Raw genomic sequence first — 14,180 nt, forward strand, 5'->3', positions numbered from 1 at the left:
TGACCGGCGACCTCAACATGGACACCGACCGCGCGGCCCGGGCCAGCCGGATGACCCCGCTCGGCGAGCGCCAGCCGACGTTCCCGGTCGAGGCGCCCCGGCGGCAGCTCGACCACGTCCTCGCCGATGGCTACCGGGGTCGAGCCATCGCGTCCGTCCGCCGCCTGCCGGTCTCCGACCATCTGGCGCTGGTGGTGGATCTGGCGGCGGGGTGAGCGGGTCGCCGGGGCATGTAACACGCCGTCCACGACACCAGGAGCCCGTTGCAACGACCTTCTAGTGCAGCGAACAGCGTGTTACATGCGGCCCAGGCCCAGCAGCCCGGCGTCAGCGCTGCTTGACCACCTTGGTGGTCGCGGCCAGCGTCGTGGCGGTGGCGGCGACCGTGGCACGGTAGCGGGTCTTCGCCGAGCCGTTGTGGTCGACGACCTTGATCGTGGCCTTGCCGTGCTTGTTGATCACGCCGTGCCCGGCCTTGGCCCGGTGGCCGTGGTGCATTCGGTAGACCTTCACCTTGGCGCCGGTCGCGCCCTTGGCGGTCACGACGAGAACGTCCTTGCGGCCCGCCGAGTGGCTCTTGAGCTTGGCGTGAACGGCGGTCTTGGGCTGGCTGGGCTGCGCCGGTGCCGGGAGCACCCGGTCGAGGAACCCGAGCGCCGAGAGCACGAACGACGTCCCGGCGGCGCTGTGGTCCTGCCCGGTCAGCTCGGTGTAGGTGACAGGAACCCCCTCGCTCCGGTAGTGCTGTGCCAGCGCCGCGACGTCGTCGGTGACCATCACGCCGTCACCCTCGCCGTCGCTGCTCCGACCCTGGACGATCAGCATCGGCATCCGCGGTGTCCCACCGGTGCCCATCACGAGACCGTTCACGATGTCCGGGACGCCGGGAACGTCGAGCAGGCTCGTGTAGCCGGTGCTGGAGTCGAGCAGGTCGGAGACGTGCAGGTTCGGATAGTCCTTGGCGAAGTCGCCGATGCACTCATCCGCGACCTCGCCGGCGATCTCCTGGCCCTCGGTGCTCTCGACCGCGGCGAAGTCGACCTTGTCGCTGCCATAGGCGCGCTCCAGAGAGACCATCGCCGCCGGGATGACGCCGAACCAGGCGTTCCGGTCGGCGTCGGCGTCGCTGTCGACGTAGCCCATCACGTCACCGAGATTGACCGGGACCCCACCGATCGCCGTGCCGACCAGGTCCAGCTCGGACGCGTACGACGGCGCCAGCTCGCTGGCCCAGTCCCCCGCGATCGAGCCGCCGGAGTAGCCCATCAGGGCGACCGGAGTGGTGGCCGCCGGGAGGCCCAGCGCCTTCTCGGTAGCGCGAATCGCGTCGAGGGTGCCCCAGCCGGCCTCGTGCCCGGCGGCCCAGTCGAGCCCCTCACCCTCGAAGTCGGGGACGGTGACGGTGTAGCCGCTCTCCACCAGCGTGCCGATGATCGCCTTCTCGGCGCTGGCCGTCGTGCTCTGCAACGTGTAGCTCGGGTCGCAGCTGTCGCCCAGGCCGTCGTAGTAGCTCAGGTAGGCGACGACACCGCGACTGGCGCCGGCGGGCCGGATCACGGTGGTGACCGTCTGGCTGGGCGCGCCGGTCTCGTTCTGGGTGCGGTAGAGCAGCTGGGTCGCCGTGGCCGGGAAGGTCGCCGGGTTCGTGGAGTTGGACAACGCCTTCGAGAGGTCGGTCAGGGTCAGCCCCACCGAGCGCGTGCCGAGCACGTCTCCGGACGCGGAGTCGGCCGGCGGGGTGCCGGGCGTCCCTCCGGCGCCGTACTGATAGAACGGGTCCTGATCCGGAAGCTGGGTCGGCGTAGCGGCATGGGCCGAGCCCAGCAGACTCGGAGTGAGTGCGACGGCGGTGGCGGCAAGGGTGGCGGCCACCCGGCGAAGATGTGACATGGGTCAAATATCGTCCCCTCCGGCGGCGGAGTGAGAATTAGGGCAAGATCGCGAGCCGTGCCGCCGAGCCAGCGACTCCCCGTGCCGACGCTGGTGCGGCGGCTCGCCCTGATCGGGGCCACCGCACTGGCCTGCGCCGTCTCCTCCACCCAAGGCGACACCTGGTGGGCGCTGCGTGCCGGCGGCGACATCTGGCACCACCACGCGGTCAGCCTGACCGACCACTACTCCTACACCGCGTACGGCGACGCCTGGCCCGACCACGAATGGCTCTGGCAACTGCTCGCCTGGGTGCTGCACGCGCTCGGCGGGCTGCCGTTGCTCACCCTGGCGACCGGGCTGCTCGCCGGACTGGCACTGATGTTCTCCACCAGGGCCGTCACCCCCGGCGAGCCCGAGCCCCGGGTGGCCGACGCGGCCGCGCTCACGCTGGCGGTGCCGGTGCTGCTCGGCGGCTGGGCGGTGCGCCCGCAGATGGCGACGATGTGCTGCTTCGCGGTGATGCTGTGGTTGCTGCGCACCCGACGCTGGTGGTGGGCGCCACCGCTGATGCTGGTCTGGGCCAACCTGCACGGCGGGGTGGTCTTCGGTGGGATCGCCCTGGGCGCGGCCTGCGTGCTGGCGCTGCTTCACCGCGACGGGCGTCGGCTTCGCCCCCTGCTCGCCGTCACCGCCCTCGGCGCGCTGGCCACCCTGGTCACGCCGCTGGGCCCGCACCTGTGGCGCTACGTGCTGACGTCGGGCCGGCGCCCCTTCGAGCAGCACATCACCGAGTGGGAGCCCGCCTACCGGCATCTGACGATCTACAGCGTCGGGTTCGGGGTGTGGGTGGCCGGCACCGCGGTGCTGGTCGTCGTACACCGCCGTCGGCTGCGTTCCTGGGAGGGCGGCCTGGGCCTGGTGACGTCGCTGGCCACGCTGCCGCTGGCCGTCGATGCGAGCAGGAACATGGTGATGTTCGTGCTCGCCGCCGTGCCGCTGGTCGCTCACCTGCTGCGCAACCAGCCGTCCGCGCGGGCCGTGCCCGCGCGGGCGATCCTCGGGCTCGCCGGCGCGGCCTCGGCACTCGCCGTCGCCATCGTGTACGCCGCCAGCCCGACCCCGCTGGGCTGGCACCCGATGAGCCGCTCGGCCGCGGCGGCGATCGAGCGGTGTCCCGGGCGGGTGTACACCAGCTACGACTCGGGGGCCTACCTGATCTGGTTCACCCCCGGCGTGCCGGTCTTCGCCGACAACCGCCAGGACCCCTATCCCGAGCACATCCTCGACGTCAGCGTGCTGAGCTACGGCGCGCCCTGGCGGTCGACGTTCGCGTCGTACGGCATCCGGTGCGCGGCGCTGCTGACCGACGGCGAGGCCCAGATCGAGGTGCTGCACCAGGCCGGCTGGGCGACGGCGTACCGCGATGGTCAGTGGTCCGTTCTCACCGCGCCGGGGGCGTCGCTAAGGTCACGACCATGACGTTCTCGATCGTGGCCCGCTCCGCCGACGGCGAGTCGTGGGGTGTCGCGGTGGCCAGCAAGTTCCTCGGCGTCGGGTCGGTCGTGCCGGCCGCCGTCGCGGGCGTCGGCGCCGTGGCCACGCAGGCGTGGGCCAACGTGGCCTACAAGGGCCTGGCGCTCGCCCACCTCGACGACGGTGCCACCGCCCCGGTGGCGCTGCAGCGTCTGCTGGAGGAGGACGACGGCCGCGAGCACCGGCAGGTCGGCATCGTCGACATCGACGGCGGCTCCGCGTCCCACACCGGGTCGGCCTGCCTGCCCTGGGCCGGTGGCCGCACGGGCGCCGGCTACGCGATCCAGGGCAACATCCTCACCGGCCCGGAGGTGGTCGAGGCGATGGAGAGCGCGTGGCTGGAGTCGGACCCCGGGCTGCCGCTTGAGCGGCGGCTGCTGGCCGCGCTGGCCGCCGGCGACCGGGCCGGCGGCGACAGCCGCGGCCGCCAGAGCGCGGCGCTCTTCGTGGTGCGCGAGGGGGCGGGGTACGACGGCGGCGACGACGTGGCCGTCGACCTCCGCGTCGACGACGCGAGCGCGCCGATCCCCGAGCTGGAGCGCCTGCTCGACCTGCACGTGCTCTACCTGACCGCCTCCACCGAGGAGGAGAAGGTGGCGATCACACCGGAGATCGAGGCCGACCTGGAGGCCTTCGCCGCGGCGCAGGGCAGGCCGGACTTCCGTGCCTGGGTCGGCGCGGAGAACTACGAGATGCGGGTGGCCGACGACCTGTCCTGGATCGACGAGAAGATCCTCGCGATCGTCCGGTCGGGCGCGTCGTGAGCTGGGCGGCGCCGCTGCCTCCGCGGCGCGGACGCGGGAGCCTGGGTGGGCAGTCGGCGCTGGCGAGCGTCACCGCCATCCTCTACCTGGTCGGCGGACTGCTGCTGCTCGTCGCCACCGTGTTCTACACCCCGGGCAAGAACCCGCGCTGGGCCCTCGGCGCCCTCGGCGGCCTGGGCGTGGTGATGGCGACGGTCGCGCTGCTGCGCGGGCGGGCGTTCACCCGGCTGGAGGCGACGGTGATGCTCGCGATCCAGCTGCTCGCGATCGCCGCGATGACCCACACCAGCCATCTGGACGCGGCGGCGTTCAGCAACGGGATCGGGCTGCCGCTGGTCGGCATCTACACCAGCCTGCTGCTGAGCCGCCGAGCGGTGATCGTCTACTACCTCGGCCTGGCGGCGTTCGTCGGCGCGGTCGCCGAACGCGGCGACTCCACCCTGACCACCGCCGCGCTGGTGATGGCGCTGGAGGCGACCATCGCCACCGAGATCGTGCGGGTGCTCTTCGAGCGGATGCGGTGGCTGGCGCGCGCCGACCCGCTGACCGGAGTGCTCAACCGGCACGGGCTGGAGGCGGTCGGCCAGCGGCTGCTGACCCGGGCCCGGCGGCGCCGTACCCCCGTCTCGGTGGTGCTGATCGACCTCGATGACCTGCGCGCGGTCAACAACAGCCGCGGTCACCGCGCCGGCGACGACCTCCTGGTGGCGGCGACCAGGCAGTGGCTCGACGAGCTGTCCGGCGACGAGGCGGTGGGCCGGGTCGGCGGCGACGAGTTCGTGCTGATGCTGCCCGGCGTCGGCGAGGACCGGGCGCGCGAGCGGGTCGAGGCGCTGGCCGCGGCGGCAACCGTCAACTGGACGGCGGGCGTCGCGCAACTGCGCGGCGAGGAGTCGCTGGCCGACCTGATCGAGCGCGCCGACCAGGCGATGTACGCCCGCAAGCCGGTCCGCTCCGCGGACCTGCACCAGCCCGAGGAGAGGAGCGACCGATGACCTCGATCCTGGCCATCGACGCCGGCACCACCGGCGTGACGGCGCTGGTCGTCTCGGAGACCGGCGAGATCGTGGCGCGCGGCTATCAGGAGTTCGCCCAGCACTTCCCGAAACCCGGCTGGGTGGAGCACGTGCCGGAGGAGATCTGGCAGGCCACCCTGGAGGCCTGCCGGGCCGCGCTGCGCGGCCTCGATCGCGCCGAGCTCGCCGCGATCGGCCTCACCAACCAGCGCGAGACGGTGGTGCTGTGGGACCGCGAGACGCTCGGGTCGCCACGCCGGGCGATCGTGTGGCAGGACCGCCGTACCGCCTCGATGTGTGGCGACCTGGCCGCCCACGAGGACCGAGTGCGTGAGCTGACCGGGCTGCGGCTGGACCCCTACTTCTCCGCCACCAAGCTGGCCTGGATCCGCGAACACGAGCCGCACACCTGGGCGCTGGTCGAGTCCGGCAGGTACGCCGTCGGCACCGTCGACTCCTATCTCATCGCCCGGATGACCCGCGGCCTGGAACACGTCACCGACGTCTCGAACGCCTCCCGCACCCTGCTCTTCGACCTCACCCGGGGCGACTGGTCCGACGAGCTGTGCGCGCTGTTCGGGGTGCCACGCGACGCGCTGCCCGAGCTGGTCCCGAACTGGGGGGAGCTGGCCGTCACCGACGCCCGCTCGTTCCTCGACCTGGAACTGCCGGTGGCCGGGATCGCCGGCGACCAGCAGGCGGCGCTGTTCGGGCAGACGTGCTTCTCCCCCGGCGAGGTCAAGTGCACCTACGGCACCGGGTCGTTCATCCTGACCAACACCGGGACGACCTTGGAGCGGTCCGCATCGGGACTGCTCTCGACCGCCGCCTGGCGCTCGCCGTCCGGTGAGCTGACCTACGCGCTGGAGGGGTCGATCTTCGTCACCGGCGCGGCCGTGCAGTGGCTGCGCGACGGGCTGCAGATCGTCGGGTCGGCGGCCGAGACGGCCGCCATCGCCGCGACGGTGCCGTCCTCGGAGGGCGTCGTGTTCGTGCCGGCGCTGACCGGGCTGGGCGCGCCGCACTGGGACCCGACGGCACGGGGGCTGATCGTCGGACTCACCCGCGGCACGACCCGCGCGCACCTGGTCCGGGCGACCCTGGAGGCGATCGCGTTCGAGGTGCGTGACGTGGTCGCGACCATGCCGCCGGTCGCCTCGCTCAAGGTGGACGGCGGCGCCGCCGCCAACGACCTGCTCTGCCAGCTCCAGGCCGACCAGCTCGCGTTGTCGGTCTCCCGGCCCCGGTACGTCGAGACCACCGGGCTCGGCGCCGCCTTCCTCGCCGGGCTCGGCGTGGGCGTCTGGTCGTCGTACGACGAGCTCCGGGAGACCTGGGCGCTGGACCGGACGTTCTCACCCGCCGGCGACCGGGCCACCGCCGACGCCGACTACCGCCGCTGGCTGGCGGCCGTGGAGCGGGCCAAGGCCTGGGCGTAGCGGCGTGTCACTCCCGCCGGCGCGCCACCTCCGCCGCCGCCTCGTCCCGATGCCGAACGGCGTCGGCCAGCGCCGACTCGGCCTCGGCACGCTCCTCCTCCGCCTCGGCCAGCTCGTCGTCGACCCGCTGGGCCGACTCCTCGAGTCCGGCCAGCCGCCGGCGCAGCTCGTCGATCTCGGCCTGGATCTGGAGTGAGCGTGCCTGCAGCCGCTCGGTCGCTGCGGCTGCGTCCTCGCTGATCCGGCGGCGCTCGGCAACCTCGTCCTCGGCGGCGGTGAGGGCCGCCTGCGCACGGGCCAGCCGCTCGGCTCCGCGATCCGCGCCGCTGTCGGGGACGACATGCAGCGTCGCCGCCACCGGCGCTACCTCGAAGCCCAGCGCGTCTGACAGCGCCACCGCGCCCGCCGCGTCGAGCGCCTCGACCCCCGTGGCCCGCAGCGGCGCCACCAGCAGTCCCGAGCGCACCGCTGCGGCGGCTCCGCCGTCGATCATCGCGGCGGTCAGCGTCTCCTCGACCTGCTCGGCGACCGACTCGGTCACCCGCAGCCCCTCCGAGCGCGCCAGCGCCCGCGCCCGGACGGTCAGCGCGGCGGTGAGCTGGCGGCGCTGCCTGGTGAGCTCACGCAGCGCGGCCGCGTCCATCCCCGCTTGCGCCTCGCGCAGGGCGGCGCCGACAGCGATCATCTGGGCCACCTGCTCGGTCTCGCGACGCACCAGCAGGTTGACCACCCAGGCCGCGGTGGCAGGCTTGCGCAACGCCTTGACCGGACCGGCCAGGTGGGTGCCACGCAGCTCGCGCGCTCGCGCATCGCGGGCCGGCGTGAAGGACGCCAGCGGGAGCCCGTAGAGCTCCTCGGCGACCTCCAGGACCGACGTCACGCCCGCTGCCACCGGCCCCGGCGGTGCAGCAGCGCGTCGTCGTCGGTGCCGATCGCCACGTCGTCGATCGCCGCGGTGACCAGCAGCGACCAGCCCACCTCGGTCGTCGCCGTCACGCTCACCGAGGCCCAGGCGGTGGCGTCGGCCAGCCGCGGTCCCCAGTCGGAGTCCTCGAAGACGCCGGTGGTGAACGGCCCGCCGGGCGCCGGCGCGGTGCCGCCGAACGCCTCGGCCAGGTGCCGGTGCGGCCAGCCCAGCAGCTGGACGACGGCACGCTCCCCCGGCGCCAGCGCCATGCCGAGGTCGCTGTCCGGGTCGACCAGGAACAGCACCGCGGCCGGCTCGCCGCCGGCCACCATCAGCGAGGAGACGGTCAGCCCGGCCCGCGTCGCGCCGGCGCCCGTGGTGACCAGCGCGACCGCACCGCCGATCCTTCCGCGGAAGCGCCGTACCGGATCCTCCTCGGTCGGGAAGGGGTGTGAGCTGTGGATCGTCACGCCGCTGGCTTGTCGCCGGCGCCAGCCTGGAGCCGCTTGGCGTCGGTGGCGTACATGTCGACGTACTCCTGACCGGAGAGCCGCTGGATCTCGTACATGATCTCGTCGGTGATCGCCCGCAGGATGAAGCGGTCGTTCTCCAAGCCCTCGTAGCGGGAGAAGTCCAGCGGCTTGCCGAAGATCACCGACGGGCGCGTCAAGCGGCCGAAGACCTTGCCCGGCGGGGCGATCACATCGGTGCGCAGTACGGCGACGGGCACCACCGGCGCCTTGGTCTGCAGCGCGATCCGGGCCACGCCGGTGCGGCCGCGGTAGAGCTTCCCGTCGTGCGAGCGGGTGCCCTCGGGGTAGATCCCGAACAGCTCGCCGTCGGCCAGCACCCGACGGGCCGAGATGATCGCGCCCTCGGCCGCGGACGCGCCGGACCGATCGATCGGCACGTTGCCGGTGCCGCCGAAGAAGAGCTTCTGCAGCCGGCCCTTGAGACCCGGGGTGGTGAAGTACTCGTCCTTGGCCACGAACCGCACCCAGCGCGGCAGGTAGAGCGGCATGAACAGCCAGTCGGCGTAGGAGAGGTGGTTGCTGGCCAGGATCACCGGCCCGTCGGTGGGGACGTTCTCGGCGCCGATCACCTTCGGACGGAACAGCAGCTTGAGCCAGGGACCGATGAAGATCCACTTCAGCACCCAGTAGAACGTCTTCTCGCCCACGGGCCTGAGCCTAGCGTGCAGAATGCGAGGCATGTCCGAGGTGACCGTCCACGAACCGCTCTCCGTCCCGGCCCGACCCGAGCTGACCGGGGGCCGCCGCATCGGCGTGCTGCTCTCGCACGGGTTCACCGGCTCGCCGTACTCGATGGTGCCGTGGGGTCGCTCCCTGGCCGAGCTCGGGTACGGCGTCGAGGTGCCGCGGCTGCCGGGCCACGGCACCACCTGGCAGGAGCTGAACACCACCACCTGGTCGGACTGGTACGGCGAGGTCACCCGCTCCTTCGCCAAGCTCCAGTCCGAGAACGATGCCGTGGCCGTCGCCGGGCTGTCCATGGGCGGCGCGCTGGTGCTGCGGCTGGCGGCCGACCACGCGGGCGCGATCGCCGGTGTGGTGCTGGTCAACCCGGCGGTGGCGACCGCCCGGCGGGACGTGAAGCTGCTGCCGGTGATCAAGCACCTGATCCCGTCGTTCCCCGGCATCGCCAGCGACATCAAGAAGGAGGGCGTCGAGGAGTACGGCTACACCCGCACCCCGCTCAAGGCGGCGCACTCGATGTTCCGCGCCTGGCCCGCACTGGTCGCCGACCTGCCGAAGGTGACGGCGCCGCTGCTCTACTTCCGCTCCACCGTCGACCACGTCGTCGACGCCGCCTCCGAGCCGCTGATCCTCGGCGGAGTGTCATCCACGGACGTGACCGTGCGGCGGCTGGAGAACAGCTTCCACGTCGCCACCATCGACAACGACGCGCAGCAGATCTTCGACGAGTCGGCAGCCTTCGTCGCTCGGGTCACCGCCGACTAGACCGGGCGCCTACGCTTGTCTCGTGAGTGACACCGGAGGGTCGCCGGAGGAGGCGGCCCAGGACGCTGCCTGGCAGGAGATCGTCGCCAACTTCGGCGAGCGTGCCCACCTCGATGACGAGGACCTCCAGGAGCCGGTCTTCACCCGGGAGCCGTACTTCGGGGACGACATCGACCAGCCGTTCGAGCCCGACCCGGACGTCTACCTCGACGACGAGGACCGGTTCGTGCCGCCCGAGCCCGAGCCGCTCCCGCGCACCACCCCCGACCGGCTGATCGCCTGGCTCGGCCTGCTCGGTGCCCCGGTGGTGGCGATCGCGCTCTTCGTCGTCCACGCCACCACGGGCTTCTACGTCCCCGGCTGGGTGATCGACATCCTGGTGGTGGCCTTCCTCGCCGGCTTCGGCTACCTGGTGCTGCACATGCCCCGCGAACCGCGCGACCCCTGGGACGACGGCGCCCGGCTCTGAGACCTGGGCGTCGGCTGGGCGTCGGCTGGGCGTCGGCTGCGTCTGTCGGGGTAGTTCGGGGAGATACTGTCTATTACTGGCCAGTAAAGCGACCACTTCTCCCCGAACTACCCTCGAAAGCGACCAGCCCCGAACAACGCCGGCCGGGGCAGCGTCACCCCGCCGACCGGGCCAGCGCGGCGGCCCCGACCACCCCGGCCTCGGGGCCGAAGTGGGCCCGGACGACCGGCGGGACGACGCGGTGGCCGGCGCCGACCAGGGACTGCTCCAGCGCCGTGCGGGCCGGGCCGAGCAGAAGGTCGCCGGCAGCCGAGACCCCGCCACCGATCACCAGCAGCTCGGGATCGAACGCCGCGACCAGGTTGGCCAGCCCCACGCCGAGCCACTCCCCGATCTCCTCGTACGCCTGCAGGGCGAGGTGGTCACCGCGCTCGGCGGCAGCCGTCACCATCGGCCCGGTCAGCGCCGCCGGGTCGCCGCCGGTGAGCTCCTCGAGCAGCGTCGTCCCGGCGTACGACGCATGAAGCATCCGGGAGCGGGCGTAGCGCACCAGCGCGTTGCCCGAGGAATACTGCTCCCAGCACCCGGTGCCGCCGCACTCGCAGCCGTGCCCGTCCGGAACCACCTGCATGTGACCGAACTCCCCGGCCATGCCGTTGCGACCGCGCAGCAGCGTGCCGCCGAGGATCACCGCGCCCCCGATGCCAGTGCCCATCGTCACCATCAGCACGTCGGCCACGCCGCGCGCGGCCCCGAGCGCCACCTCGGCGCGGGCGGCGCAGTTGGCGTCGTTGTCGAGCACCACCCGGGTCTGCCAGCGCGCCTCGAGCCGGGAACGGGTCGGGTCGTTGCGCCAGGGCAGGTGCGGGGCGAACATCACTCGCTCACCCAGGGCGTCCACGAAGCCGGCCGCCGCGATGCCGACGCCCGCGACCGGGCGGCCGTCGGCGGCCTCGAACACCGCCTCGGTCAGGGCGTCCTCGACCAGCGTCACCTCCACCCGCCGTCCGGGGGTGGTACGCCGCGCGATCGGGCCCACCTGACCCGACGCCGAGACCGCGGCGGCCATCACCTTGGTGCCGCCGATGTCGACGCCGACGTAGACGGTACCCATGGAAGCAGCTACCGCCGGGCCAGGTCGGCCGCACCGATCAGCCCGGCGCTGTTGCCCAGCGTCGCCTTGCGGATCTGCAGCTCGGGGCGATGGCCACGGCCGGTCAGCTGGGCGTGGAACGCCGCCCGGGCCGGCTCCAGCAGCAGGTCGTCCGCGTCAGCGACGCCGCCGCCGACGGCCACCACGGCCGGGTCCAGCACGGCGGTCAGCGAGGCGATGCCCTCGCCCAGCCAGCGACCCAGCGTGGCCAGCGCCTCGACCGCGAACGGGTCCCCCGCCTGCGCGCACTCGGTGATCAGCGGTCCGGTGATCGCGTCCGGGTCGCCGCCGGCACGCTCCACCAGATCGCGGGCGAGCAGCGACCCGCTCTTGGCCGCCGCCCGCACGTCGCGCACCAGCGCGCTGCCCGAGGCGTACTGCTCGAAGCAGCCCAGGTTGCCGCAGCCGCACTGGATGCCGCCGGGCACCACCCGCATGTGGCCGATCTCCGCGCCGACGCCGAACGCGCCGCGGTAGAGCGAGCCGTCCAGCACGATGCCACCGCCGACCCCGGTGCCCACGGTCACCAGCAGGAGGTCGTCGACGTCGGAGCCGGCGCCGTACGCGAACTCGCCCCAGGCCGCCGCGTTGGCGTCGTTCTCGATGACGACCGGCAGGTCGACCTGCTTCTCCAGGCCCTGGCGCAGGTCGACGTCGCGCCAGGCGATGTTGGGCGCGAACATGACGACGCTGCGCGACTTGTCGATGTAGCCCGCCGCGCCCACGCCGACCGAGGAGATCTCGTGGCGGCTCTTGAGCTCGAGTACGACGGAGGCGATCGCCTGCTGGATCGCGTCGGGGTCGGTCGCCGGGGAGGTGACGCGGAGCTCCTCCACGATGGTGCCGTCCCCGTCGACCACACCGCCGAGGATCTTGGTGCCGCCGACGTCCACGCCGCAGGCCAGTGCCGTCACTCTTGGTTCCCCTGTTCCCCGGGTTCTGCAGGTCCCTCTGGCTCGTCCGGCCAGTCCCCGAACGTGTCGAGGTCGATCTTCTCCACTCCCGGGGCCCGGTGCGAAACCGGGCCGCTCGACGCGGCCGCGGCCAGCACCGCGGCGGCCGCCTGCATCAGCGCGGAGGCGGCGCTGGCCAGATGCGCCTTCACCTCCGGCGAGGCGGCCCGGACCACGTGCACGGTGCGGCACACCGGGCAGTAGGTGCACTCGGGCGCGCCGGTGGCGAGGTTCTCGTCCAGGTTCCTGCCGAGGTCGGCGGCGGCCGCCTGGGCGTGGCCGGCCAGCCCGGCCAGGCCGGCGGTCAGCCCGACCGCCAGGTTGCCGGCGACGTCGCCGCTGTGGTGCTTGGCCCAGTCGCTGAGGGCGCCGAAGAGCTTGGCCGCCTCCTCGGCCGCGCTGCCGAGCGGCTCGTGCTGCTCGGGTCCCTCGTGCGGATGATCGCTCACGGCTGCTCCTCCCCGGTCTCGTCGGCAACCTCTCGTTCGCGGAACCGTACCTGCAGCTCGCCCTGCTCCACCCGGGCGCCCGCCACCTGGAGCCGGGCCAGCCCGGCGGGCAGGGTCAACAGCCGGCGGTAGGACCCGACGGTGACCACCAGGTCGTCGCCGTTGCGGCCCAGGTGCACCTGGTCGCGGTCGGCACCGGGCAGGGCGAGGTGGGCGATCGCGCCCTCGGCGGTCCGGGTCACCCGGAACGGCCCCTCACCCCCGGGTACGGCGAGCGGGTCGTGGCCGGCGTACACCTCCTCGGCGAGCCCCACCAGGGCCGGTACGCCGACGGGCTCGCGCGGCCGGTAGACCGAGCGCCACACCGGCATCCCAGGGAACGACGCGTCGACCTCTGCGAGCACCTCGTCCTGGGCCAGCACCCAGCCGGCTCGCCAGTCGTCGGCGCCCTCGGCCGGGAAGACCCGGTTGGCGACCACCCCGTCGACGCGGTAGCCGTAGAGCGAAAGCGTGGTGAAGCTGCGCCGGGCCTCGGCCGCCACCACCCGCTCGGGGGTGAGCACCAGCCGCACCGACGCCTCCGGACCGGCCAGCAGCGCCCGCACCTCGCCGAGCTCGGCGTGCAGCCGCTCGACCGCGTCGAAGACGGTGTCGCCGGGCATCGGCACGCCGGCCGCCTTGGTCAGCACCGGCTTGAGCGCCTTGGTCAACCGCCGCTGCATCGGCAGCATCCGCTGCATGTACCAGCCCAGTGCCTCCGGCAGCGCGAGCAGTCGCAGCGTCTCGGCGGTGGGCGCGCAGTCGATCACGATCACGTCCCACACGCCACTGCGGGCCTGCTGGCGTAGCTCCAGCAGCGCCAGCACCTCCTCCGCGCCCGGGATGACGGTCAGCTCCTCGGCCGCGACCGGGTCGACGCCTACCACCTCCAGCACGCTGAGCAGGTAGCGCTGGATGTCGGCCCAGGACTCCTCGAAACGGCGCTGGGCGTCGACCTGCTGCACGAACAGGCCCGCGGTGATCTCGGTGGGTCGGCCGTCGGGGACCTGCGCGCCGTACGCGTCGGCGAGCGAGTGCGCCGCGTCGGTCGACATCACCAGCGTGCGCAGCCCGCGGCGGGCGGACAGAGCGGCGGTGGCGGCGGCGACGGTGGACTTGCCGACACCGCCCTTGCCGGTGAACATCAGGATGCGCATGAGCTCACAGGGCTTCGACGCGCGTCTTCAGCCCTCGCAGCGCTGTCTCGATGAGGATCTTCTCGCCCTTGCGCTTGATCATGCCGATCAGCGGAATGGTCACGTCCAGGGCCAGTCGGTAGGTCACCTCGGTCGTCCCGTTGCCCAGGTCGCGCAGCACGTAGGCGCCGTCCAGCGCGCGCAACAGGGTGCCACGGACGAGGGTCCAGGAGACCGATCGATCGCCGTCCCAGGTGTAGGCCAGGGTGTAGTCGTCCTTGATCGGCGGCACGTCGAGGACGAAGTGGACCTTCGCCGCCCGGCCGTCGGGCCCCTCCTCGACCGCCTCGGCCACCTTCATCCCCTTGACCCACAGCGGGTACGACGCGAAGTCTGCGATGACGGCCATGACCGCATCCGGCGCTGCCTGGATGAGGATCGAGGAGGTGGTCTGTTCGGCCATGACGA

Annotated in this window: 15 protein-coding genes and 1 pseudogene; 7 read left to right on the forward strand and 9 right to left on the reverse strand. The window is 72.9% G+C overall.

Going from position 1 to position 14,180, the window contains the following annotated elements; genetic code table 11:
- Window positions 1–215, forward strand: a pseudogene (locus VHA72_RS03015) (endonuclease/exonuclease/phosphatase family protein); the annotation flags it as partial.
- Between the two features lie 112 nt (window positions 216–327).
- Here VHA72_RS03015 and VHA72_RS03020 read toward each other — a convergent pair.
- Window positions 328–1,890: a lipase family protein gene (locus VHA72_RS03020; protein ID WP_325572965.1), complete on the reverse strand. Its 1,563-nt coding sequence runs from the start codon at window positions 1,888–1,890 to the stop codon at window positions 328–330.
- Window positions 1,891–1,971: 81 nt separating this feature from the next.
- Here VHA72_RS03020 and VHA72_RS03025 point away from each other — a divergent pair, with 81 nt between their 5' ends.
- The 4 genes from VHA72_RS03025 to glpK are packed head-to-tail and all read left to right on the forward strand — an operon-like array spanning window position 1,972 to window position 6,624.
- Window positions 1,972–3,351, forward strand: a complete 1,380-nt coding sequence (locus VHA72_RS03025) for a hypothetical protein (protein WP_325572966.1) — start codon at window positions 1,972–1,974, stop codon at window positions 3,349–3,351.
- On the forward strand, window positions 3,348–4,169 hold the full coding sequence (locus VHA72_RS03030; RefSeq protein WP_325572967.1) for a DUF1028 domain-containing protein: 822 nt from the start codon (window positions 3,348–3,350) through the stop codon (window positions 4,167–4,169). Before VHA72_RS03025 ends, VHA72_RS03030 begins: the two co-directional genes overlap by 4 nt.
- Complete coding sequence (locus VHA72_RS03035) at window positions 4,166–5,164, forward strand: GGDEF domain-containing protein (protein WP_325572968.1); 999 nt, start codon at window positions 4,166–4,168, stop codon at window positions 5,162–5,164. The genes VHA72_RS03030 and VHA72_RS03035 overlap by 4 nt, the downstream gene beginning before the upstream one ends.
- Window positions 5,161–6,624: a glycerol kinase GlpK gene (gene glpK / locus VHA72_RS03040; protein ID WP_325572969.1), complete on the forward strand. Its 1,464-nt coding sequence runs from the start codon at window positions 5,161–5,163 to the stop codon at window positions 6,622–6,624. The genes VHA72_RS03035 and glpK overlap by 4 nt, the downstream gene beginning before the upstream one ends.
- A gap of 7 nt (window positions 6,625–6,631) precedes the next feature.
- On the opposite strand, the gene VHA72_RS03045 is transcribed toward glpK, so the two are convergent.
- The 3 genes from VHA72_RS03045 to VHA72_RS03055 are packed head-to-tail and all read right to left on the reverse strand — an operon-like array spanning window position 6,632 to window position 8,711.
- A complete protein-coding gene (locus VHA72_RS03045; protein ID WP_325572970.1) occupies window positions 6,632–7,504 on the reverse strand; it encodes a coiled-coil domain-containing protein in 873 nt (290 codons plus the stop codon).
- Window positions 7,501–8,001: a flavin reductase family protein gene (locus tag VHA72_RS03050; protein ID WP_325572971.1), complete on the reverse strand. Its 501-nt coding sequence runs from the start codon at window positions 7,999–8,001 to the stop codon at window positions 7,501–7,503. Before VHA72_RS03050 ends, VHA72_RS03045 begins: the two co-directional genes overlap by 4 nt.
- Window positions 7,998–8,711: a lysophospholipid acyltransferase family protein gene (locus tag VHA72_RS03055; RefSeq protein ID WP_325572972.1), complete on the reverse strand. Its 714-nt coding sequence runs from the start codon at window positions 8,709–8,711 to the stop codon at window positions 7,998–8,000. The genes VHA72_RS03050 and VHA72_RS03055 overlap by 4 nt, the downstream gene beginning before the upstream one ends.
- A 31-nt stretch (window positions 8,712–8,742) precedes the next feature.
- Between VHA72_RS03055 and VHA72_RS03060 the strand changes: the two genes are divergently transcribed.
- Together VHA72_RS03060 and VHA72_RS03065 are read left to right on the forward strand one after the other, a co-directional pair.
- Window positions 8,743–9,513 (forward strand): alpha/beta hydrolase, encoded by a 771-nt coding sequence (locus VHA72_RS03060; protein ID WP_325572973.1) that lies wholly within the window; start codon window positions 8,743–8,745, stop codon window positions 9,511–9,513.
- 22 nt (window positions 9,514–9,535) lie between these two features.
- Window positions 9,536–9,982 carry a hypothetical protein gene (locus tag VHA72_RS03065; protein WP_325572974.1) on the forward strand — a complete coding sequence of 149 codons (447 nt, stop codon included), beginning with the start codon at window positions 9,536–9,538 and terminating at the stop codon, window positions 9,980–9,982.
- A gap of 154 nt (window positions 9,983–10,136) precedes the next feature.
- Here the strand turns inward: VHA72_RS03065 and VHA72_RS03070 are convergent, their stop codons facing one another.
- From VHA72_RS03070 to VHA72_RS03090, 5 genes are read right to left on the reverse strand one after another with little or no spacing between them, the layout of a single operon-like run.
- Window positions 10,137–11,096, reverse strand: coding sequence for an ROK family protein (locus tag VHA72_RS03070; protein ID WP_325572975.1), 960 nt, complete (start codon window positions 11,094–11,096; stop codon window positions 10,137–10,139).
- Between the two features lie 8 nt (window positions 11,097–11,104).
- Window positions 11,105–12,049 carry an ROK family glucokinase gene (locus tag VHA72_RS03075; protein WP_325572976.1) on the reverse strand — a complete coding sequence of 315 codons (945 nt, stop codon included), beginning with the start codon at window positions 12,047–12,049 and terminating at the stop codon, window positions 11,105–11,107.
- Entirely contained in the window at window positions 12,046–12,537 is a 492-nt protein-coding gene (locus tag VHA72_RS03080) for a hypothetical protein (RefSeq protein WP_325572977.1), read from the reverse strand. Before VHA72_RS03080 ends, VHA72_RS03075 begins: the two co-directional genes overlap by 4 nt.
- Window positions 12,534–13,733: an ArsA family ATPase gene (locus VHA72_RS03085; protein ID WP_325572978.1), complete on the reverse strand. Its 1,200-nt coding sequence runs from the start codon at window positions 13,731–13,733 to the stop codon at window positions 12,534–12,536. Before VHA72_RS03085 ends, VHA72_RS03080 begins: the two co-directional genes overlap by 4 nt.
- Window positions 13,734–13,737: 4 nt before the next feature.
- Entirely contained in the window at window positions 13,738–14,175 is a 438-nt protein-coding gene (locus VHA72_RS03090) for an SRPBCC family protein (RefSeq protein WP_325572979.1), read from the reverse strand.
- Between the last annotated feature and the right edge of the window lie 5 nt (window positions 14,176–14,180).

This window comes from Nocardioides sp. (assembly GCF_035547795.1).
Lineage (GTDB): Bacteria > Actinomycetota > Actinomycetes > Propionibacteriales > Nocardioidaceae > Nocardioides.